At 68.5% G+C, this 20,249-nt stretch carries 17 protein-coding genes; 14 read left to right on the top strand and 3 right to left on the bottom strand.

Annotation, left to right across the window (positions count from 1 at the left end; genetic code table 11):
- Positions 1-2 precede the first annotated feature (2 nt).
- Positions 3-1,673, bottom strand: coding sequence for a diguanylate cyclase (locus RIB98_06850; protein ID MEQ8840682.1), 1,671 nt, complete (start codon positions 1,671-1,673; stop codon positions 3-5).
- Positions 1,674-2,041: 368 nt separating this feature from the next.
- Here RIB98_06850 and lpdA point away from each other — a divergent pair, with 368 nt between their 5' ends.
- From lpdA to RIB98_06810, 8 genes are all read left to right on the top strand, one after another.
- Positions 2,042-3,478 (top strand): dihydrolipoyl dehydrogenase, encoded by a 1,437-nt coding sequence (gene lpdA / locus RIB98_06845; GenBank protein MEQ8840681.1) that lies wholly within the window; start codon positions 2,042-2,044, stop codon positions 3,476-3,478.
- Between the two features lie 124 nt (positions 3,479-3,602).
- Positions 3,603-5,030 (top strand): 2-oxoglutarate dehydrogenase, E2 component, dihydrolipoamide succinyltransferase, encoded by a 1,428-nt coding sequence (sucB, locus tag RIB98_06840; protein ID MEQ8840680.1) that lies wholly within the window; start codon positions 3,603-3,605, stop codon positions 5,028-5,030.
- The gene (gene lipA, locus RIB98_06835; protein ID MEQ8840679.1) at positions 4,931-6,784 is read left to right on the top strand and encodes a lipoyl synthase; all 1,854 of its coding nucleotides are present in this window, start codon (positions 4,931-4,933) and stop codon (positions 6,782-6,784) included. Before sucB ends, lipA begins: the two co-directional genes overlap by 100 nt.
- 9 nt (positions 6,785-6,793) lie before the next feature.
- Positions 6,794-7,903, top strand: coding sequence for a Xaa-Pro peptidase family protein (locus RIB98_06830; protein ID MEQ8840678.1), 1,110 nt, complete (start codon positions 6,794-6,796; stop codon positions 7,901-7,903).
- On the top strand, positions 7,900-8,754 hold the full coding sequence (locus tag RIB98_06825) for a hypothetical protein (GenBank protein MEQ8840677.1): 855 nt from the start codon (positions 7,900-7,902) through the stop codon (positions 8,752-8,754). Before RIB98_06830 ends, RIB98_06825 begins: the two co-directional genes overlap by 4 nt.
- Positions 8,755-8,806: 52 nt before the next feature.
- On the top strand, positions 8,807-9,736 hold the full coding sequence (locus tag RIB98_06820) for a Ku protein (GenBank protein ID MEQ8840676.1): 930 nt from the start codon (positions 8,807-8,809) through the stop codon (positions 9,734-9,736).
- A gap of 16 nt (positions 9,737-9,752) precedes the next feature.
- Positions 9,753-10,658 (top strand): non-homologous end-joining DNA ligase, encoded by a 906-nt coding sequence (ligD, locus tag RIB98_06815; protein MEQ8840675.1) that lies wholly within the window; start codon positions 9,753-9,755, stop codon positions 10,656-10,658.
- An 84-nt stretch (positions 10,659-10,742) separates the two neighbouring features.
- The gene (locus RIB98_06810; protein ID MEQ8840674.1) at positions 10,743-12,185 is read left to right on the top strand and encodes a leucyl aminopeptidase; all 1,443 of its coding nucleotides are present in this window, start codon (positions 10,743-10,745) and stop codon (positions 12,183-12,185) included.
- Here the strand turns inward: RIB98_06810 and RIB98_06805 are convergent, their stop codons facing one another.
- Together RIB98_06805 and RIB98_06800 are read right to left on the bottom strand one after the other, a co-directional pair.
- On the bottom strand, positions 12,186-12,812 hold the full coding sequence (locus RIB98_06805) for a hypothetical protein (GenBank protein MEQ8840673.1): 627 nt from the start codon (positions 12,810-12,812) through the stop codon (positions 12,186-12,188).
- An 83-nt stretch (positions 12,813-12,895) separates the two neighbouring features.
- Positions 12,896-13,969: a hypothetical protein gene (locus RIB98_06800; protein MEQ8840672.1), complete on the bottom strand. Its 1,074-nt coding sequence runs from the start codon at positions 13,967-13,969 to the stop codon at positions 12,896-12,898.
- A 108-nt stretch (positions 13,970-14,077) separates the two neighbouring features.
- Here RIB98_06800 and RIB98_06795 point away from each other — a divergent pair, with 108 nt between their 5' ends.
- The 6 genes from RIB98_06795 (at position 14,078) to rfbB (ending at position 20,248) form a co-directional block, all read left to right on the top strand.
- A complete protein-coding gene (locus RIB98_06795; protein ID MEQ8840671.1) occupies positions 14,078-14,845 on the top strand; it encodes a Sir2 family NAD-dependent protein deacetylase in 768 nt (255 codons plus the stop codon).
- Positions 14,846-14,901: 56 nt separating this feature from the next.
- Entirely contained in the window at positions 14,902-16,068 is a 1,167-nt protein-coding gene (moeB, locus tag RIB98_06790; GenBank protein MEQ8840670.1) for a molybdopterin-synthase adenylyltransferase MoeB, read from the top strand.
- Positions 16,069-16,185: 117 nt separating this feature from the next.
- Positions 16,186-17,448, top strand: a complete 1,263-nt coding sequence (locus RIB98_06785) for a hypothetical protein (GenBank protein ID MEQ8840669.1) — start codon at positions 16,186-16,188, stop codon at positions 17,446-17,448.
- A 68-nt stretch (positions 17,449-17,516) separates the two neighbouring features.
- Positions 17,517-18,620, top strand: coding sequence for a glucose-1-phosphate thymidylyltransferase (locus RIB98_06780; GenBank protein MEQ8840668.1), 1,104 nt, complete (start codon positions 17,517-17,519; stop codon positions 18,618-18,620).
- A 59-nt stretch (positions 18,621-18,679) separates the two neighbouring features.
- A complete protein-coding gene (locus RIB98_06775) occupies positions 18,680-19,249 on the top strand; it encodes a dTDP-4-dehydrorhamnose 3,5-epimerase family protein (protein ID MEQ8840667.1) in 570 nt (189 codons plus the stop codon).
- A gap of 30 nt (positions 19,250-19,279) precedes the next feature.
- A complete protein-coding gene (gene rfbB, locus RIB98_06770) occupies positions 19,280-20,248 on the top strand; it encodes a dTDP-glucose 4,6-dehydratase (GenBank protein ID MEQ8840666.1) in 969 nt (322 codons plus the stop codon).
- Position 20,249 lies beyond the last annotated feature (1 nt).

Below are 20,249 nucleotides of genomic sequence, written 5' to 3'. Positions count from 1 at the left end.
TGTCAGTCGGGGACCCGCCGGGTGCGTCGCCGGTCGCCCTCTTCCGGAAGCTCGTCGAGCGGCGGGAGGCCTTTGCGGCGACGCTTCTCCTCGTACTGCATCTCGTCGGCGGCGCGGAGCAGATCACCGGACGTGAGCATGTCGGCCGTCGCCAGGGCCACGCCGCACGAGAGTGACCGGTTGTGGCCGCTACGGGCGAACTGGGCGAGCGCGAGGTCGGCGACGGGGTGGGCCGAGAGCATGCCGCCGCCGTCGAGGATGATGCAGAACTCGTCGCCGCCGATCCGGCAGACCACGGAGTTGTCGACCGTGTCCGCGGCATCCGCCAGGGCCCGGGCTGCATCGACGAGGAGTGAGTCGCCGGCTGCGTGGCCTTCGTTGTCGTTGACCACCTTCAGGCCATCGACGTCGCACATGATGACGGCGACGTCCTGACGATCGACGGCCGGCCGGGAGAAGACGTCACGGAGACGATCCTCGAGCACGCGCCGGTTGCCGAGGCCGGTCAGCGGGTCCCGCAGCGCGAGTTCCTCGAACTCGGCGATGCGCTGGGCCTGGGTGACGGCGGCCGCGATGTGGGTGGCGACGAGGCGAAGGGTTGCGAGGTCGTCGTGATCCAGCACGTTGGACTCGGCGCGGGTGGTGGCGATCACCAGGCCCCACACGCTCTCGCCGATGCTGATCGGCCACACGGCCTCGGAGCGAAGCCCTCGCTGGTACAGCGAGACGATGGCGGGGTCGTCGGCCCGCCCGTCGTCGGTGGCCCGCACGTAACCCTGACCGTCGAAGATCGATTCGAGTCCGGGATGGTCACCGGCGCCGTGGCGCTCCTCGGCCGGGAAACGCTCCTTGCCGGGGCCGACGTCGCCGACGTTGAGCAGGGTCTCGTATTCGGCGGCCTCGTGATCGAGTCGTCCGATCGTGACCGTGGAGGCCTGCAGGGCGCGGCGGGCCTGTTCGGCGATGACGAGGAGCACGTCGGGCATCGAGTCGGCGGCGCGCACCGCCGCCCCGATCGAGACGAGGGCCTCGACGGGCGAGTCGCGTTCGGGCGGAACGAACCGCTCGAGCGCGTCGAGCACCTCGTCGAGTTCGATGTCGGAATGGACGGGGTCGCCGGAGCTGAGCTCGAGCATCGCAGCGGCGCCCAGGTCGGGGTCGAGGGCGGAACCGAGCAGCTCGTCGACGCGACGTTGACGGGCGGTCCAGTTCGGCGCCGCGCCCGGTGACGGGTGTCCGACCAGGGTGGCGGCGAGGGCCAGCAGCCGGGCGGCGAGCGGGATGTCGGGACCGCGCATGCCGTGGGGTCCGCCGCTGCCGTCCCATCGTTCGTACTGGTGGCGGACGGTGCGCGCTGTCCCGCCCAGCCCGGTGAGCCGGCTGAGCACGCTGGCCGCGAGCACGGCCGACGCGGGATCGGGAACGATGTCCACGGTGCCGACGGGTCGGACATGGGTCAGCACGATCGAGATCTCGGCGAGGAGGGCGCCGGTGACGGCATCCACACGGTCCGACGTGGGGACGCCGGCGGCGACGGCGAGGCGGTCGACGAGGTGGGCCCGGAGCGCGGCGCGGCGCGCCGCCGGCGGATCGAAGACCTCGAGGGCGCGGCAGAGCGCGGTGACACCGGCTCTCGCGGGACGGGTCAGCGGTCGGGCGCTTGCGTCGGTCATCCGGTCCGCGGCGTCCGGCAGCGACTGTTGCTCCATCTCCTCGCCCGGTCCCTCTCCCTCGCCTCGGGTCGTCGTCCAGTTGTACCAGAGCGTTGCCGCCGTCCGGACATCACGTTGCGTGCGACTTGCCGCCACTATACGTGGTATCGGCTCGACGAAGTACCCGAAGCGAGCGATGCGGTACCGACGAAGTGGCACCGCTCGACCAGGTTCGCCGCCGTCTCGACCGCGTTCGCCGCCATACTGGACGGCGATGAGCACCCGAAAACTGATCATCACCGCGCTGATCACCGGTCTCGTGATCCTCGTCGCCGGGGCCGTCCAACTCGTGATGATCATCGCCTGAGGGTCGGCCGGGATCGCTATGGTTGACCTCGTTCTCACAGGAGGTCGTTCCGATCGACGGACAACATGATGTGATCGTGATCGGCGGTGGCCCCGGTGGCTACGCCGCCGCACTCTACGGCGCCGGAATCGGACTCGACGTCGGCATGATCGAGCGCGGCAAGATCGGCGGCACCTGCCTCAACGTGGGCTGCATCCCGGCCAAGGAACTGCTCGAGACGGCGCACGTGTTCCGCACGGTGCAGGATGCGGCGGCGTTCGGGGTGAACGCCTCGGCGCCGACCCTCGACTGGTCGGTCACGATGACCCGCAAACAGGACATCATCGATCAGCTGGTCGGCGGGCTCACCGGTCTCCTCAAGGGCCGCAAGGTCACGGTCTACGACGGGGCCGGCTCGCTCGGCGCCGACCATCGGGTGACCGTCAGCGGCGGTGCGAGCGGTGACGTCACCCTCACGGCGCCCGCCGTCGTCCTGGCGACCGGTTCACTGCCGCGGTCCCTCCCCGGGTTCGACGTCGACGGCAAGTTCGTCGTCACCTCCGACGAGATGCTCTCGATCGAGTCGCTCCCCGCCACCGCCGCCGTCATCGGCGGCGGGGCGATCGGCTGCGAGTTCGCATCGATGATGGGCGATCTCGGTGTCGAGGTCACGATCCTCGAGGCGATGCCGCAGATCCTGGCCGGATGCGACGCCGACGCCACGAAGGTCGTCGAGCGGTCGTTCAAGAAGCGCGGTATCACGGTGCGGACCGGTGTGATGGTGCAGGGCCACACTCCCGACGCATCGGGCAACCACACCACCGTGGCCTTCGGCGAGGGCGAGACCCTCGATGTCGAGACCATCGTGATGTCCGTGGGTCGTCGGCCCTTCCCCGACCTGCTCGGGCTCGAGGGCACCGGCGTGGCCACCGACGAGCGCGGGTACGTCACGGTCGACGAACGCTGCCGCACCGGCGAGCCAGGCGTGTGGGCGGTGGGCGATCTGATCAACACACCGCAGCTGGCCCACGTGGCGTTCGCTGAAGGCATGCTCGCGATCCGCGACATCCTCGGCGAGTCCCCGGTGCCGCTCGACCATCACGGCACACCGTGGTGCATCTACTGCCACCCCGAGGTCGCCTTCGCCGGCTACACCGAGGAGGCGGCCAAGGCGGCCGGCTTCGACGTGGTCACCTCGTCGCATCGGTTCATCGGCAACGGGCGGGCCAAGATCGTCGGCGACACCGACGGCATCGTGAAGGTCATCGCCGAGAAGCGGGCCGACGGCACGGGCGGACGGATCCTCGGCGTCCACATGGTCGGGCCGTGGGTCACCGAGCAGCTCGGTCAGGGATACCTGGCGGTCAACTGGGAGGCCACGGTCGACGACGTCGCCGCGTTCATCCAGCCGCACCCGACCATGTCGGAGCTGTTCGGCGAGACGGTGTTGTCGCTGACCGGACGCTCCCTCCACGGCTGACCGCGGCCACCTACCATCGAAAGCGTCGCCGCGACCGCCGATCCGGGCGCACCGAGCAAGTAACCAGGCACGAGCACACCAGACACGAGAAACACCGAAATGAGCACACGGGAATGAGGAACTGATGGCCGATGTCACGATGCCCCAGCTGGGTGAGACCGTCACCGAGGGGACGATCACACGGTGGTTCAAGCAGGTCGGCGACGACGTGGCGATGGACGAGATCCTCTTCGAGATCTCGACCGACAAGGTCGACAGCGAGGTTCCGAGCCCGGTGGCCGGCGTGCTGAGTGAGATCCTGGCCCAGGAAGGCGACGTCGTCGAGGTCGGCCAGGTGCTGGCCCGCGTCGGCGATGCGGGTTCCGAATCGCCGGCTCCGGCGGCCGATGCCGCGCCGGCCGAGTCGCCGGCTCCGCCGGCCGAGTCCGCGCCGGCGACGGCCGAGTCCACGCCGGACCCTGCACCATCGCCGGCACCGGCACCGGCACCCCCGCCCCCACCCCCGCCCGCTCCTACCGCGGCTCCCGAGCCCGAAGCGCCGGCCGCGCCGGCGGCGGACGCGTCACTCGTGCTCTCCCCGGTCGTTCGTCGCCTGATCAACGACAACGGACTCGACGCCTCGACCATCGAGGGTTCGGGGATCGGTGGCCGCATCACTCGCGCCGATGTCGAGCGAGTGATTCTCGCCGGTGGTGGCACCTCGTCCGAGGCACCGGCAGCCGAGGCCCCCGAGGCCCCGGCCGCACCGGCGCCCGAGTCCACCCCGCAGGCGGCGCCCTCGCAATCGCCGGCCCCGGCCCCGGCCACCGACTCGGCACCGGTCCCCGCGGTGGGCCCACGCGACGAGATCGTGCCCCTGAACAACGTGCGCAAGCGCACGGCCGAACACATGGTGATGTCGAAGCAGACCTCGCCCCACGTCCTCACGGCGATGGAGGTCGACTACGAGCGCGTCGAGTACGTGCGTCGCTCGATCAAGTCGGGTTGGAAGGCCGACGAGGGGTTCAGCCTCACCTATCTGCCCTTCATCGCCCGCGCCGTCGTCGATGCGCTGCGCGAGTACCCGCACCTCAACGCCAGTTTCGGCGGCGATCACCTGGTCGTCCACGACGAGGTGAATCTCGCCGTGGCCGTCGACATCGACTTCGACGGCCTCCTCGCCCCGGTGGTGAAGGCTGCCGATGGCAAGCGCCTCCGACAGATCGCGCGCGACATCGTCGACGTCGCGTCGCGGGCTCGCACCAAGCAGCTCCGCCCCGACGACCTCTCCGGTGGCACCTTCACCCTCACCAACGCGGGTCAGTACGGCACGATGATGCAGTTCCCGATCATCAATCAGCCGCAGGTCGCGATTCTCTCCACCGACGGCGTGCAGCGAAAGCCCGTCGTCGTCACCGACGAGTACGGCAACGAGTCGATCGCGATCCACTCGGTCGGCGTGCTGGCTCTGGCCTGGGACCATCGAGCCTTCGACGGGGCCTACGCCGCTGCGTTCATGCACCGCGTCAAGGAGATCATCGAGACGCGCGACTGGGAGGCGGAGGTCCGCTGACCCGTCCCGCGGGTGAGGCCGCTGTCGACCGGCGAGCCCTCCGGGTTCGATGGCTCGGCCGGGTCGCCTATCGAGACGCGCTCGGCCTCCAGCGAGCGCTGGTGGCCGACGACGCCGACCACCTGCTGTTGCTCGAGCATCCGCACACGATCACCACCAGTCGGCGCACACCGGCCGCACATCTGCTGATCGACGAGTCCGCGGTGCGCGACCTCGGCGGTGAGGTCGTCGAGACCGATCGTGGAGGTGACATCACCTACCACGGACCCGGCCAACTCGTCGGCTACCCGATCCTCACCGTGCCCGGCCGTCGGGGCGGGGGCATGGCCGACACCGCGGCCTACGTCCACGGTCTCGAGGCCGTGCTCATCGAGGTGCTGGCCGAGCTCGGGCTCGAGGCCGGCCGCCTGCCCCGGTGCACGGGTGTGTGGGTGGGCACCGACTCGCCCCAGCCACGCAAGATCGCGGCGATCGGCGTGCGGATCACCCGAGGCCGCTCGATGCACGGGTTCGCGCTCAACGTCGATCCTGATCTCGAATGGTTCGATCGCATCGTGCCGTGTGGCATCACCGACAAGGGGGTCACCTCCCTGGCCCGCGAGGGTCGTGACGCGACGATGGCCACGGTGGTCGATCTCGTGACCGAGGCGATGGCCCGCCGGTTCGCCGCCGGTCGGCCCATCGACCGGGCCGACGTCGCCTGGCGCGTCGACGATCGCGACCTCGCCCCGTTCACCCGCGGCGAGGGCGCCGGCACGCCCGTCGGCCGTGACGGCGTCGGTCACGGTCGGGCCCCGGGGCCCTCCGAGTCCGACTTCGACGCGCTTGCCGACGGCACGTCGGTGCGACTCCTGGGGCGGCTCGAGGAAGCCGGAGCCACCGACCACGACCCCGTGCGGCTCCGAGCCCGCAAGCCCGAATGGATGCGGGTGCCGCTCGACACCGGCCCGGAATACCGCCGGATCCGGGCGACGATGCGCGAACTCGACCTCGTCACCGTCTGTGAAGAGGCCGGTTGCCCGAACATCTCCGAGTGCTGGAACGACGGCACCGCCACGTTCATGGTGCTCGGTGAACGGTGCACGAGGGCGTGCGGGTTCTGCCTCGTCGACACCCGCAAACCCCTGGCCCCCGATCCCGACGAACCGGCCCGGGTGGCCGAGGCCGTCCATCGAATGGGTCTGCGTCACGCAGTGATCACGATGGTCGCTCGCGACGACCTCGACGACGGTGGCGCAGCCGCCGTTGCCGCCACCGTGGCGGCGATCCGCGAACGCAACCCCGAGTGTCGGGTGGAGACGTTGGTGTCCGATCTGCGCGGTGACGACGCCTCGTTGGCGGTGCTCTTCGCCGCCGAACCCGACGTGTTCAACCACAACATCGAGACCGTGGCCCGACTCCAGCGCGCCGTTCGCCCTTCGGCGGGCTACGCGCGGAGCCTCTCGGTGCTGGCTCGGGCCAAGGCGGCGGGACTGACGACGAAGTCCTCGATCATCGTCGGGATGGGTGAGCGGTCCGACGAGGTCGAACAGACCCTGGCCGACCTCGCGGCCGTCGGCACCGACATCGTGACGATCGGCCAGTATCTGCGCCCGACCTCGCATCACCTTCCGGTCGCGCAGTGGTGGGAGCCGGCCCGGTTCGAGGAGTGGAAGCGACTCGGCGAGGCGGCGGGAATCGGCCATGTCGAGTCGTCGCCGCTCACCCGCTCGTCGTACCACGCCCGAGATGCCGCTTCAGCGGTCACCTCATAGCCTCGACGCATGTTCGCCGAACGACTGCAACGTGCCCGGGCCCGCATGGACGCCGATGGGGTCGATGTCCTCCTGCTGTCGGTCGGTGCCGACCTGCCGTACTTCTCGGGCTACGAGGCGATGCCGCTCGAACGGATCACGATGCTGGTGGTGCCTCGTGACGGCGATGCCTCGCTCGTGGTGCCGGCGCTGGAAGCGCCCCGCGTGCGCGAACAGGCCGGGGTCTTCACCCTCACACCGTGGACCGAGAGCCAGGACCCCATCGCCCTCATCGCGTCGCTGATGGGTCCGGCGGCGACGGCCGCGGTCGGCGACCACATGTGGAGCGGGTTTCTCGTCGATCTCATCAGCGCCTGCCCCGGCACCTCGTTTCGACGGGCATCCACGATCACGAGCCCCATCCGCTCGGTGAAGACCGCCGACGAGATCGCGCGGCTCCGGGCCGCGAGCGCGGCGGTCGATCGCATCGCCGCCCGCCTGCAGGCCGGCGAGATTCCACTCGTCGGTCGTACCGAGGCCGAGGTCTCGGCCGAGCTGGGGCGTCAGATCATCGCCGAAGGCCACGGTCGGGTGAATTTCGCCATCGTCGCAGCGGGGGAGAACGCCGCATCACCACACCACGAGGCGGGCTCGCGCATCATCCGTGAAGGCGAGGGTCTGCTGTGCGATTTCGGCGGCACGATGGTCGGTGACGACGGCGTCGGCTACTGCTCCGACATCACGCGCTGCGTCTGGGTCGGCGACCGCCCCGAACGCGACTTCCTCGAGGCGTATGCCGTGCTCCACGAGGCGCAAGCCGCGTCGGTGCGGGCCGCGACGGTGGGCACGCCGGCCGAGGACGTCGATCGGGCCGGTCGGGAGAAGATCAACAACGCCGGTTTCGGTTCGTACTTCATCCACCGCACCGGTCACGGCATCGGGGTCGAGGCCCATGAAGACCCCTACATCGTCGAGGGCAACACCGCGCCGCTCGCGGCCGGCAACGCGTTCTCGATCGAGCCGGGCATCTACATGCCCGGACAGTGGGGCATGCGGCTCGAAGACATCGTGGTCGCGACCCCCGACGGGCCCGACTCGCTGAACCTCGTCGATCACCACCTCGCCGTGGTGACCGCGTGATTCGAGTCGATGGCGCCACCGTACTGGTCCAGTGGGCGGCCGGTGGCTGGCTCTTCCTGTGGGTCACCACTCGCCGCCGCGAGGTCGGCCTGGGCTACGGCTGGATCCAGCGCCTGACGTTCCTCATCCTGGCCGGGGGCTCGCTGGTCGCCGCCTTCGCCACCGACCCGACCTGGACCCGCGAGATCGCGACGATGGCCTTCATCGCCGCCGGCCTGGTCACGCTGGGGATCTCGGTGGGTCGACGCCGGGCCGGCGTGGAAGGACAGCGCGAGGTCGTCGAACGGCGTACGACGCGCGTCGCCGAGATGACGGGAATCGACCGTGACGAGCAACGTTTCGACAAGTCGGCGGCCGAGTTCCCGCCGGTGTTGGACCTGGTGACCGCAGGGCTCGGCCTGGTGGCGGTGCTCTTCGGGTCGATCGCGGCCGGCGACCCGGTGCTGTTGTCGGTGTTCCGCGGCATCACCAGCGCGCTGTTCCTCGGCGTCGTCACCGATGCCATGTTGCTCGGACACTGGTATCTGGTGCAGCCCGGCTTGGCCCGGGCCCCCATCCACGAGCTGGTGCGATGGACGGGCATCCTCTGGGTCCCCGAGACGATCGCGATGCTTCTTCCGACCGGCATGATCTCGGTGCTCAACGGTTCGATCGATGACGCGTACAACGGCCTGCTCGGCTGGTTCTGGGTCGCCTGCGTGGTCACCACGATCGGACTCGTCTTCGTCACCCGGGCCGCGCTGCGCGAGCGCGAGTACTCGGCGGTGATGGCGGCGACGGGGTTGATGTACCTGGCCATCCTCACCGCCTTCGGGCAGGACCTGGTGGCTCGGATCCTCCTCGACACCTGAGCGCAGGGCCGATGCTTGCCTCTGCGGCCCCGACCGTGTGCACACTGGAGTCATGCCGAGAGCGATTTGGAATGGGTCGATCAGCTTCGGGCTGGTCAGCATCCCGGTGAAGTTGTACAGCGCGGTCAGTCGCAAGACGGTCCGCTTCAACCAGATCGATTCGGCCACCGGCTCGCGGGTCAAGCAGAAGCGCGTGTCGGCCGAGGACGGCGAGGAGGTGCCCTACGAGCGCATCGTGAAGGGCTACGAGCTTCCCTCGGGGGAGTTCGTGCTGATCACCGACGACGAGGTCGCCGCTCTCGATCCCGAAGCGGTGCGCACCATCGACATCGACGAGTTCGTGGATCTGGCCGACATCGACCCGATCTTCTACGACAACGCCTACCACCTCGTGCCCGATGCGCAGACGGCCAAGCCCTACAAGCTGCTGGCCAACGCCATGGACGAGGCATCGAAGGTCGGCATCTGTCACTTCGTCATGCGGTCGAAGCAGTACCTCGGCGCCGTGCGCCCCGTCGACGGGCGGCTGGTGCTGTCCACGATGGTCTACGCCGACGAGATCGTCGACCCGGCCGACATCGGGGGCTTCGACCTGCTCGACGACATCGAGATCGACGAAAAGGAGCAGGCGATGGCCGAGCAACTCATCGCCACCCTCGACGCCACCTTCGAGCCCGAGCGTCACAAGGACACCTATCGCGAGGCGGTACTCGAGCTGATCGAGCGGAAGGCGGCAGGGGAGACCGGCGACGATCTCGTTCCCGCCCCCGCCGCGTCGTCGGACAAGGTGATCGACCTCATGGCCGCGCTCGAGGCATCGGTGAAGGAAGCGAAGAAGGCGCGGGGTCGTCATCCGGCCGCGGGGAAGGGCCCCGCCGGAAAGGGTGCCGGAAAGGGTGGGGCCAAGCCCGCGAAGAAGGCGGCGAAGAAGTCCGCCAAGAAGGCGGCCAAGAAATCTGCTCGCGTCCGCAAGTCGGCCTGAACGGCGGATCGAGCCGGTGCCCGAATCCGAGCGTGTCCACGTCGAGGTCGACGGTCACCGGCTGGCCGTGTCGAACCTCGAGAAGGTGCTCTATCCGATGGTCGGGTTCGCGAAAGCCCAGGTCATCGACTACTACGTGCGCATCGCGCCGGTGATGTTGCCCCACATCGAGGATCGGGGGATCACCCTGCGGCGATGGCCCGACGGGGTGACCGGCGACTCCTTTTTCGAGAAGCGCTGTCCTTCGCATCGACCGGGCTGGGTCGACACCTGTCTCGGCCCCGGTGATCGCCGCGGTGGCATCGAGTACTGCAAGCTCGATTCGATCGCCGCGCTCGCGTGGACGGCCAACCTCGCGGCACTCGAGATCCATTCGCCGATGTCTCGATGCGGTGACATCGACACGCCGACGATGCTGGTCTTCGATCTCGACCCCGGCGATCCGGCCACCATCGTCGAGTGCGCGCAGGTCGCACTCGAGATCCGGGAGGTGCTCGACACCGTCGGGTTGGCGTCGTTCCCGAAGACCTCGGGCAGCAAGGGCATGCAGCTCTATGCGCCGCTCAACACGCCACACGCACACGATCACGCCTCGGACTTCGCGTTGGCCGTGGCACAACTCCTCGAGAAGAAGCTCCCGAGGCTCGTGCTGTCGAACATGACCAAGAAGCTGCGCAAGGGCAAGGTATTCATCGACTGGAGTCAGAATTCGCGCCACAAGACGACGATCGCGCCGTACTCGTTGCGGGCGAAGGATCGACCGACCGTGTCGACCCCGTTGACCTGGGACGAGGTCGCCGACGGCGCCGACGGGGAGCCGCTCGGATTCGAGGCGAGCGAGGTGCTCGACCGCATCGAGGAACACGGCGATCTCTTCGCACCGACGTTGACGCTCGAACAGGAACTCCCCACCGGGGGCTGATCGAGCCCCCGAGGCCCTCACCCGCGGCGGCCGACGCGGCGCGTAGGGTGCGACGAGTTCGAGATCGATCCCCGGAGGCCACCGATGCCCATCACGTTCCACGCCGTTCGTTCCGTCACCACGGCCGCGAAGGCCGCCATTCGCCTCGTCACCGTCGAGCAGGTCCAGGCCGGTCTCGAAAACCTCACCGCGAAGCAGCTCGATGCGGCCGGATTCGAGGGCAAGGTCGGGCAGACGTACAAATGGGCCGACGACGGCCGGGAGATGGTGCTGATCGGCGTCGGACCGTTGGCCGATCTCGATGCGAACGGAGTCCGCCGGGCCGGCGCAGCTGCAGGCCGAGGCTTCGCTCGTCATCCACGCATCGGCATCGAGCTGCCCGACAGCGAGCTCGACCCGTCGGCGGCCCGCCGAGCGCTGGTCGAGGGCGTTCGGCTCGGCAGCTACAAGTTCCTCACCTACAAGTCCGATCCCAAGCCCGTCAAGCTGCGTCGGGTCGACGTGGGTGGCGGCAGCGGCGTCCGCAACCAGGCGGCACTCGACCTCGGCGACGCCATCGCCGACGGCCAGACGCTGGCCCGGGACCTGGTCAACGAGCCGGGCGGCACGCTCACCGCACCCGAGTTCGCGAAGCGAGCGGCCGCCATCGGCCGCAAGAACGGTCTCAACGTGAAGGTGTGGGACGAAGCGGCGATCAAGAAGGGCAAGCTCGGCGGCTTGCTCGGTGTGAACCGGGGTTCCGAACTGCCGCCCCGTCTGGTCGAACTCACCTACGAGCCCGAGGGCAAGGCCAAGGGCACGCTGGCCCTGGTGGGCAAGGGCATCGTGTTCGACGCCGGCGGTCTGTCGATCAAGACCGGCCAGGGCATGATGACCATGAAGTGCGACATGGGCGGCGGCGCGGCGGTCGTCGGAGTGATGAGCGTGATGGCTCGTCTCGCTCCCGCGTGTCGGGTGCGGGCGTTCGTGCCCATGACCGACAACATGCTCGGTGGCGACGCCACTCGTCCCGGTGATGTGCTCAGGATCCGCAACGGGAAGACCATCGAGGTACTCAACACCGACGCCGAAGGTCGGTTGATCCTTGCCGACGCGTTGTCGCTGGCCAGTGAGGCCAAGCCCGATGCCATCGTCGACCTGGCGACGCTCACCGGGGCCTGCATGGTGGCGCTCGGCCCCGCCATCGCCGGTCTGATGGGCAACCGCGAGTCGTGGATCGAGCAGATCGAGGCCGCATCCGACGCCTCAGGCGAACGCGTGTGGCACCTGCCCCTTCCGAAGGACTACAAGAAGCAGTTCGAGTCGCCGGTGGCCGACATGAAGAACATCGGCACGCCCTACGGCGGCGCGCTCACGGCCGGACTGATCCTCGAGGAGTTCGTCGCCGAAGGCATCGCGTGGGCCCACATCGACATCGCCGGTCCGGCCTGGAGCGACGCCGACGAGGCCGATCTCACCAAGGGTGGCACCGGCTTCGGGGTGCGCCTGCTGGCTGAACTCGCCACCAACTTCTCGCCGCCGGAGTAGCTAGTCCGAACGCGTCGCCGGATGATCGCCGTGGTGGTGGTCCCAGGCCCATCGCACGGCGGCAGCGGCGATCGCCGGGTGGAAGCGCCATTGGCCGAGCTGGAGTTCGGCGTCGTCGACGCCGTCGCCGCACTGGACGAGACCGAGGGCCAGACGCCGGGCCCGGCGTTCGAGAGTGGCCTGATCGCCGGATTCCTGGTCGCGCTGGAACGTGTCGTGGCGGCGCTGGAGCGGCGGGGGCAGGCGCCCGAGCTGCGCACGATTGAGCGGTGGGAGGCGCCGACGGACTTCGAGTTCACCGACCGACACGGGTTGGGCCGCACCGAAGCGACACGCTCGGGCGATGCTGCGGGCGAGCGGACTGTTGCGGCCGCCCTTGTGGCCCAGCCCGAGTGCGCCGGCGGTGTCGCTCAGATCGAGGACGAAACCATGCGGGGACCGGTCGAGTTCATGTCGGCAGTGACGCAGGAACCAGATCGTGGAGGGGCCGAGGATGCCGAGCCAGAATTGTTCGACATAGCTGGAGCGGGGATCGTGACCGATGCGGTCGATGATCGGGTCGTCCCAGCTGCGGATGTAGACCTGCTCGACTTGGGCGTCGGCGAGGGGTGTGGACTGAGCGGACATGCGGGCTCCCGTGGGGTGTGGATTCAACCGGGGAAGCTCGGTGCATCTCAGTCCATGTCATGTGTTCCTGTCAAGCGGTGGGTCTAGAAACCGAAGTCGCCGATGGCGAGGATGTCGCACGTGAGTGTGTCCGTGTCGGTGCCGGGTATCGGGTCGGTGACCGTGTCGGCGTCGACGCGAACCGACTCGCCCGGCGCCACCACGTCGGCCGTGGTGAAGAGCGTCTTTCGGCGGGCGCCGTCGGCGTCGCGCAGGGCGTAGTCGATAGAGAGGTCGGTCGTCTCGTCGAACGGGTTGGCCACGGTGATGACGACCTGGATGTCGCCGAAGCTGTCGACGCCGTTGACGACACACGTGTCACCGGAGGCCGGGCCGGGATCGGGGTCGCCGAAGTCGTTGGACTCGATCTCGAGGACCTGACACTCGATGTCGTCGGGTGAGACGCCGGCGGGCAGCTCGTCGATGGTGTCGTGTTCGAGCCGGAACTGCTCACCGGCCGAGGCGGCCTCGATGTAGGCGTTGCTCGTCATGAACCGGATGCCGTCGCCGCCGATGAGGCCCATCGTGACGAGGAGATCGGCGTCGAACGGACTGGTGAACACGAGTTCGAGCTGGATGTCCTCGAAGTCGTCGAGGCCTGCGTAGGTGCACGTGTCGGCGCCCGGGCCGGCGCCGCTGGTCGTGGTGGTCTCGGCCAGGGTGGTGGTGGTGTCGTCCGCGCCCGAACCGGTCGTCGTGGTGTCGTCGTCGACCGTGGTCGTCGTGTCGGTGCCTGCCGTGGTCGTGGTCGCGTCGTCGGCGGCGGTCGTCGTGGTCGCGTCGACTTCGTCGGTCGTGGTGGTGGAGGCGTCGGTGGTCGCCGTGTCGGACGGATCGTCGTCATCGCTCCCGAGGGTGAAGGCCGCGATGGCGCCGGCCAGGACGAGCACGCCGGCAATGGCCAGGAACACGGGCTTCTTCCATAGCGGGGTTGCGGTCCCCGTGGGCGCGGTCGACATCGCCGCGGTCGGGTCGGGAAATGCCGATGGCGGTGAGGTGGGGGGAGGACCGGGCGGCGTGGAGGGGGCCGGGGCGGTGTAGTCGGGGTGCGTCTCGGGCGGATACCACTTGCCGTCCGAGGCCTGCCACCATCCGTCGCCCTGTGAGGTGTCCGACATCGTCCTCCGCCTTCTCGGTCGTCAACGCGATTGACCGAAATGGTCTACCAGCTGTGCCCGCGACAGGCGTGGACGCTGCCGGTCCCGACGCGCCTACCATCAGCGCCCATGCACGACACGCTGCTGGAGACGGCCCGGACGCTCATCGACGACGCTCGCTCGGTGGTGGTCCTGACCGGCGCCGGCATCTCGACCGATTCGGGGATCCCGGACTTTCGCGGACCCCAGGGCCTCTGGACGAAGAACCCGCAGGCCGAGAAGGCCTCGAACATCCGGCACTACGTGAACGACCCCGATGTGCGCAAGGCGAACTGGGCGGCGCGGGCGGAGGGTTCGCTGTGGGCGAACGTCGATCCGAACGTCGGTCACGAGGCGCTCGTGCACCTGGAGACGCGCGGGAAGCTCCACACCCTCATCACCCAGAACGTCGACGAGCTCCATCAGCGGGCCGGAAGCGACCCCGACAAGGTGGTGGAGATCCACGGCACGACCAGGAAGGTCGGCTGTCTGTCGTGCGGCTGGCGAGACGACATGGAAGTGGCGCTCGAACGAGTGCGGGCGGGCGAGGAGGACCCGCCGTGCCGGGTGTGCGGTGGCATTCTCAAGTCGGCGACGATCTCGTTCGGCCAGTCGCTCGATGCCGAGGATCTGCGCCGGTCCGAGATCGCGGCCGTCGAGGCCGATCTCTTCCTCACCGTCGGTACGTCGCTCGCCGTCTTTCCCATCAACGAGACGGTCAAGATCGCCAAGTCGGCCGGCGCCCGGGTGGTGATCGTAAACGGCGAGCCGACGGTGATGGATCGGTTGGCCGACGTGGTGATCCACGACCGGATCGCCGCGGTCCTGCCCCGGATCGTGGGAATGCCGATGCGCTGACATCGGTTGGGAACGGGGAGATCGCAATTCCCGACCGAGTAGGTAGGCTTTCCGTCATGGCCAGTTTCCGTGAACTTCTTCAGCAGGCGAAAGCGTCGATCAACGAGGTCGACACCGCCGACGGCGAGTCGCTGCTCGCCGAGGGCTACACGCTCCTCGACGTGCGCGAACCCGACGAGTACGAACAGGGGGCCGTCCCCGGATCGATCCACATTCCCCGCGGTCAGCTCGAGTCCAACATCGAGAACCGGGTGGCCGACCGTGACACCAAGCTCGTCGTCATGTGCGCGGGCGGCGTGCGCTCGGCGTTCGCCGTGCAGACGCTCGAGCAGCTGGGCTACCCCAACGCCGTCTCGATGGACGGCGGGTTCAACAAGTGGAAGGACGAGGGACGCGAATGGAAGCGACCCCAGACCCTCACGCCCGACCAGCGCAACCGTTACCAGCGCCACCTGCTGGTGCCCGAGATCGGTGAGGAAGGCCAGCTCAAGCTGCTCGACGCCAAGGTGCTGCTGCTGGGTGCGGGCGGCCTCGGTTCGCCCGCCGCGCTCTATCTCGCTGCGGCCGGTGTCGGCACCATCGGCATCATCGACATGGACGTGGTCGACGAGTCCAATCTCCAGCGTCAGATCCTGCACAACCTCGACCGGATCGGTGAACGTAAGGTCGACTCGGCCAAGAAGACGCTGACGGGACTCAACCCCGATGTCAACGTCGTCACCTACGACGCCCGTCTCGGGGCCGACAACATCATGGACATCCTCGAGGGTTACGACGTCGTGGTCGACGGCGCCGACAACTTCCCGAGCCGCTATCTCCTCAACGACGCCAGCGTGAAGCTGGGCATCCCCGTGGTGCACGGTTCGATCTTCCGGTTCGAGGGTCAGATCACCGTGTTCGATCCCCGCAACGGTCCGACCTATCGCGACATGCTGCCCGAGGCGCCGCCGGCGGAGTTCGCGCCCTCCTGCGCCGAGGCCGGCGTGCTCGGCGTGCTCCCCGGCATCGTCGGTACGATCCAGGGGCTCGAGGCCGTCAAGCTCATCCTGGGCATCGGCGAATCGCTCTCGGGTCGCCTGGTCGCCTTCGACGCCCTCGAGATGACGTTCCGAGAGTTCAAGCTGCGCGTCGACCCCGACAACGAGGTCACCTGGGAGAACCGGGACCGCATCGAGATCACCGAGCTCGACGGCCTCTGCATGCCGAGCTTCACGCCCGCCTGATCCGTTCTCGCACGGGACCGCGCCGATAGGCTCGCCCGGTCCCGCCGGGATCGGCGAGACGGACCTTGGAGCAGCCCCATCCACCCTCGACTCGCGACCCTGCGCGACCGAAATCCGTTGCCTGTCGGCACTGCCGCCATCGGCACCGGACTCGTGGTCAACGGCATCACGACCTACGCCTTCCTGGTTGTGGCCCGCCGCGCCCTGGGCGACGACGCGTACGGCGGCCTCGCCGTGCTGTGGGGCCTGATCTACATCCTCGGGCCGGGCCTCTTCCAGCCGCTCGAACAGGAACTCGCCCGGGCCACGGCCAACCGGGCCGGACGCGGCGAGGGGAGCGCACCGGTCTTCCGGCAGGCCCTGCGCATCGGAACGGTCCAGGTCGCCATCGTCGTGCTCGGCGCGATCGCCGCATGGCCGTTGGGCCTCGATCACCTGCTCGACGACCGGGTCGACCTCCTGGTCGCGCTGATCCTGGCGATGGCGGCGTTCATGGTGGCCGAGTGCGTACGCGGGGTGCTCTCCGGGCGCCACGAGTTCACCCGCTACGGGGCCTACTTCGCCGCCGAGGGCCTCACCCGGGTCACGCTGGCGGCCGTGCTCGCGATCATCGGCATCGAGATCGTGGGTGCCTACGCCGTGTCGATCGGGATCGCGTTCGCCATCGCGACCGTCGTCGGTGTCGGGACGCTGCGGCCGTTCGTCAAACCCGGCCCGCCCGCACCGCTCGCCGAACTGACCCCGTCGCTGGGCTGGCTGCTCATCGCCGGCCTCGGTGAGGCGTTCATGCTCAACGTGGGCCCCGTGGCGCTCGAGATCGTGGGCACCGAGCTCGGCGAAGAGGCGCCCGGCGTCTTCCTCAACGGCCTGATCATCTCGCGGGTGCCGTTGTTCTTCTTCCAGGCGGTCAAGGCGGCCCTGCTGCCGAATTTGGCCCGCATGGCCGGTGAGAACGACCTCAACGGATTCCGAGCCGTGCAGCTCCGCCTCGTGGCCGCGGTGGTCACCGTTGCCGTGGTCTCGGTGGGGGTCATGGCCGCGATCGGTCCGTGGCTCGTGGCGACGCTCTTCGGGGACGAGATCGGCGCCCGTGACATGGCCCTGCTGTCGGCCAGCGGCGGTGGACTCATGGTGATGCTGTCGCTGTCGCTCGGGCTGGTGGCCCTGGATCACACCCAGCTCGCCGTGGTCGGGTTCGTGGTCGGCGTCGCTGCGTTCCCGATTGCGCTCATGTTCGCGAACGAGCCGTTCCTGCGGGTCGAGACGGCGCTGGTGGCCGCCGTCACGACGGGCTCGCTCGTCACTGCCGGGTTGCTCAAGTACGAGTACACGGTGCACACCCGGTCCGGGCGGCTGAGGACGCACGACCTCGGCGACTGACGCGCCTGCCGCCTCTGGGCCATCGCGCCTAGAGACAGCGCCGTCCGCCCTCGGTACCCTTACCCCCCGTGAAGGGTCTCATTCTCAGCGGCGGTGCCGGAACCCGGCTTCGCCCGATCACCCACACCAGCGCGAAACAGCTGGTGCCCATAGCCAACAAGCCGATTCTGTTCTACGGAATCGAGGACATGGCCGCCGCGGGCATCGAGGAGATCGGCATCATCATCGCCCCGGCGACCGGCGACGAGATCCGCGAACACGTGGGCGACGGCTCACAGTTCGGTGTCGCCGTCACCTGGATCGTGCAGGACGAGCCCCTCGGCCTCGCCCACTGCGTGCTGATCGCCCGTGACTTCCTCGGCGACGACGACTTCGTGATGTACCTCGGCGACAACATGCTCGAGCAGGGGCTCACCGAGTTCGTCGACGGCTTCGAGAACGCTCGCCGGGCCGAGCCCCAGTTGGGCGTCGACCACGTGGCGCCGGCCGCCCAGATCCTGCTCGCCCGAGTCGAGAACCCCACCGCGTTCGGCGTGGCCGAGATCGGCCCCGACGGCGAGGTACTGCAACTCGTCGAGAAGCCCGAGGTGCCGCCGTCCGACCTCGCCCTCGTCGGCGTGTACCTCTTCGACGCGACGATCCACACCGCCGTGGCCTCGATCGAGCCGTCGCCCCGGGGTGAGCTCGAGATCACCGATGCGATCCAGTGGCTGGTGAGCAACGGCCACCGGGTGAATCACGAGGTCCTGGTCGGTTGGTGGATCGACACCGGCAAGAAGGACCCCTTGCTCGAATGCAATCGGTTGGTCCTCGACAAGCTCGGCCGTCGTGTCGACGGCGAGGTCGACGATCGCTCGACGATCGACGGCCGCGTGGTCATCGAGGCCGGCGCCAAGATCGTCAACTCGACGGTGCGGGGGCCGGCCATCGTCGGTGCCGGCACGATCGTCGAGGACAGCTACGTCGGGCCCTACAGTTCGATCGCCCTCGACTGTCGCATCAGCCGCAGCGAGATCGACAATTCCGTCCTGCTGCGGCGGAGTTCGGTCACCGACATCCCTCGCCTCACCGATTCGCTGGTCGGCCGCGACACCGAGATCAGCAAGGGCGACGCGCGGCCGCGTGCCACCCGTGTGATGCTGGGCGACCACTGCCATCTCGAGATCGAGTAGTCCGATCCTTCCGCAGTCCACGATGAAACATCCACGATCAGAACAAGCCTGGAGCATTCATGGCAACCGTGACGCCGAGTGACGTCATCGACGGCGTCTACATCGTCGAGCCCGACATCCACCGTGATGAGCGGGGTTACTTCATCGAGACCTACCGGCGTTCCTGGTTCCCCGGCCAGCGGGAGATGATCCAGGGGAACCGGGGCGACCGCCAGAGCGGCGCGGTGGTGGGGCTGCACTACCACCTCCACCAGAGCGACTACTGGTACTGCCCCTACGGCAAGGTTCGTGTCGTGTTGCACGACCTGCGCGAAGGTGGCCCGACCGACGGCAAGACGATCGTCTACGACCTCGGTGGCGAGAATCCCGCCGACCACGTGCACCACGGTATCTACATTCCGCCCGGCGTGGCCCACGGGTTCGCGGCGCTGACCGACTGCACGCTCACCTACCTGGTCGACGGCTACTACAACCCGGCCGACGAGCTCGGCGTGCTCTGGAACGATCCCGAGATCGGCGCCGACTGGGGTCTCGAGGACCCGATCCTGTCGGGCCGGGACCAGGCCAACCCGCGGCGGGCCGATCTTCCGGCCAATCGCCGTCCCTACCACTCGCTGCGTACCACCTGATCGTCGGCGGATGCCCAAGGAGACCTGTCCATGAAGCTGTTCGTCACCGGCGCCGCCGGATTCATCGGAAGCAACTACGTCCGTCACGTGCTCGAGACGAGCGATGACGAGATCGTGATCTTCGACGCGTTGACCTATGCGGGCAACATGGCCTCGATCGCCGACGTGCTCGGGGCGCGGGTGTCGTTCGTCGAGGGCGACATCTGTGACCGCGACGCCGTCACCGCCGCGATGAAGGGCTGCGACCAGGTCGTGCACTTCGCGGCCGAGTCCCACGTCGACCGGTCCATTTCCGGCCCCGACGCCTTCGTGCGCACGAACTGCGACGGCACCAACGTCATGTGCGACGTCGCCCGCCATCTCGAGGTCGACAAGTTCCTCCACGTGTCGACCGACGAGGTCTACGGCTCGGTCGAAGAGGGCTCCTCGGTCGAGACCGACGGCCTCGACCCCCGTTCTCCCTACTCGGCGTCGAAGGCCGGTTCCGACCTGATCGCGTTGAGCTACTTCACGACCTACGGGGTGCCGGTCATCGTCACCCGGGCATCGAACAACTACGGACCGTTCCAGTTCCCCGAGAAGGTCATCCCGCTGTTCACCACGAACCTGCTCGACGGCGGCACGGTGCCCCTCTACGGCGACGGGATGAACATCCGTGACTGGTTGTTCGTCGCCGATCACTGCTCGGGCGTCGACGTGGTGTTGCGCAACGCCGAACCGGGCCAGGTGTACAACATCGGCGGGGGCAACGAGATCACCAACCGTGAGCTGACCGACCGATTGATCGAACTCTGCGGGCGTGACGAGTCCGCCATCGACTACGTCGAGGACCGCCTGGGTCACGACCGTCGCTACTCGATCGATTGCTCGAAGCTGAAGGCCATCGGCTGGGCACCGGCCCAGGACTTCGCCGAGGGTCTCGAGAAGACGGTCGCCTGGTACCGGGACAATCGGGCCTGGTGGGAGCCGCTGAAGGCGAACACGGCGGCTGTTCGATGAG

The sequence above is a fragment of the Acidimicrobiales bacterium genome (assembly GCA_040219515.1).
Classification (GTDB): Bacteria; Actinomycetota; Acidimicrobiia; order Acidimicrobiales; family Aldehydirespiratoraceae; genus JAJRXC01.
The sequence above is the reverse complement of the archived record's forward strand: the minus strand, read 5'-3'. Positions and strand labels throughout refer to the sequence as shown.

Bases quoted from the DNA above. Each gene is read 5' to 3' on its own strand.
- RIB98_06850 (MEQ8840682.1), bottom strand. From the start codon at position 1,673: ATGACCGACGCAAGCGCCCGACCGCTGACCCGTCCCGCGAGAGCCGGT.
- sucB (MEQ8840680.1), top strand. From the start codon at position 3,603: ATGGCCGATGTCACGATGCCCCAGCTGGGTGAGACCGTCACCGAGGGG.
- RIB98_06830 (MEQ8840678.1), top strand. From the start codon at position 6,794: ATGTTCGCCGAACGACTGCAACGTGCCCGGGCCCGCATGGACGCCGAT.
- RIB98_06820 (MEQ8840676.1), top strand. From the start codon at position 8,807: ATGCCGAGAGCGATTTGGAATGGGTCGATCAGCTTCGGGCTGGTCAGC.
- RIB98_06810 (MEQ8840674.1), top strand. From the start codon at position 10,743: ATGCCCATCACGTTCCACGCCGTTCGTTCCGTCACCACGGCCGCGAAG.
- RIB98_06805 (MEQ8840673.1), bottom strand. From the start codon at position 12,812: ATGTCCGCTCAGTCCACACCCCTCGCCGACGCCCAAGTCGAGCAGGTC.
- RIB98_06800 (MEQ8840672.1), bottom strand. From the start codon at position 13,969: ATGTCGGACACCTCACAGGGCGACGGATGGTGGCAGGCCTCGGACGGC.
- RIB98_06795 (MEQ8840671.1), top strand. From the start codon at position 14,078: ATGCACGACACGCTGCTGGAGACGGCCCGGACGCTCATCGACGACGCT.
- moeB (MEQ8840670.1), top strand. From the start codon at position 14,902: ATGGCCAGTTTCCGTGAACTTCTTCAGCAGGCGAAAGCGTCGATCAAC.
- RIB98_06775 (MEQ8840667.1), top strand. From the start codon at position 18,680: ATGGCAACCGTGACGCCGAGTGACGTCATCGACGGCGTCTACATCGTC.
- rfbB (MEQ8840666.1), top strand. From the start codon at position 19,280: ATGAAGCTGTTCGTCACCGGCGCCGCCGGATTCATCGGAAGCAACTAC.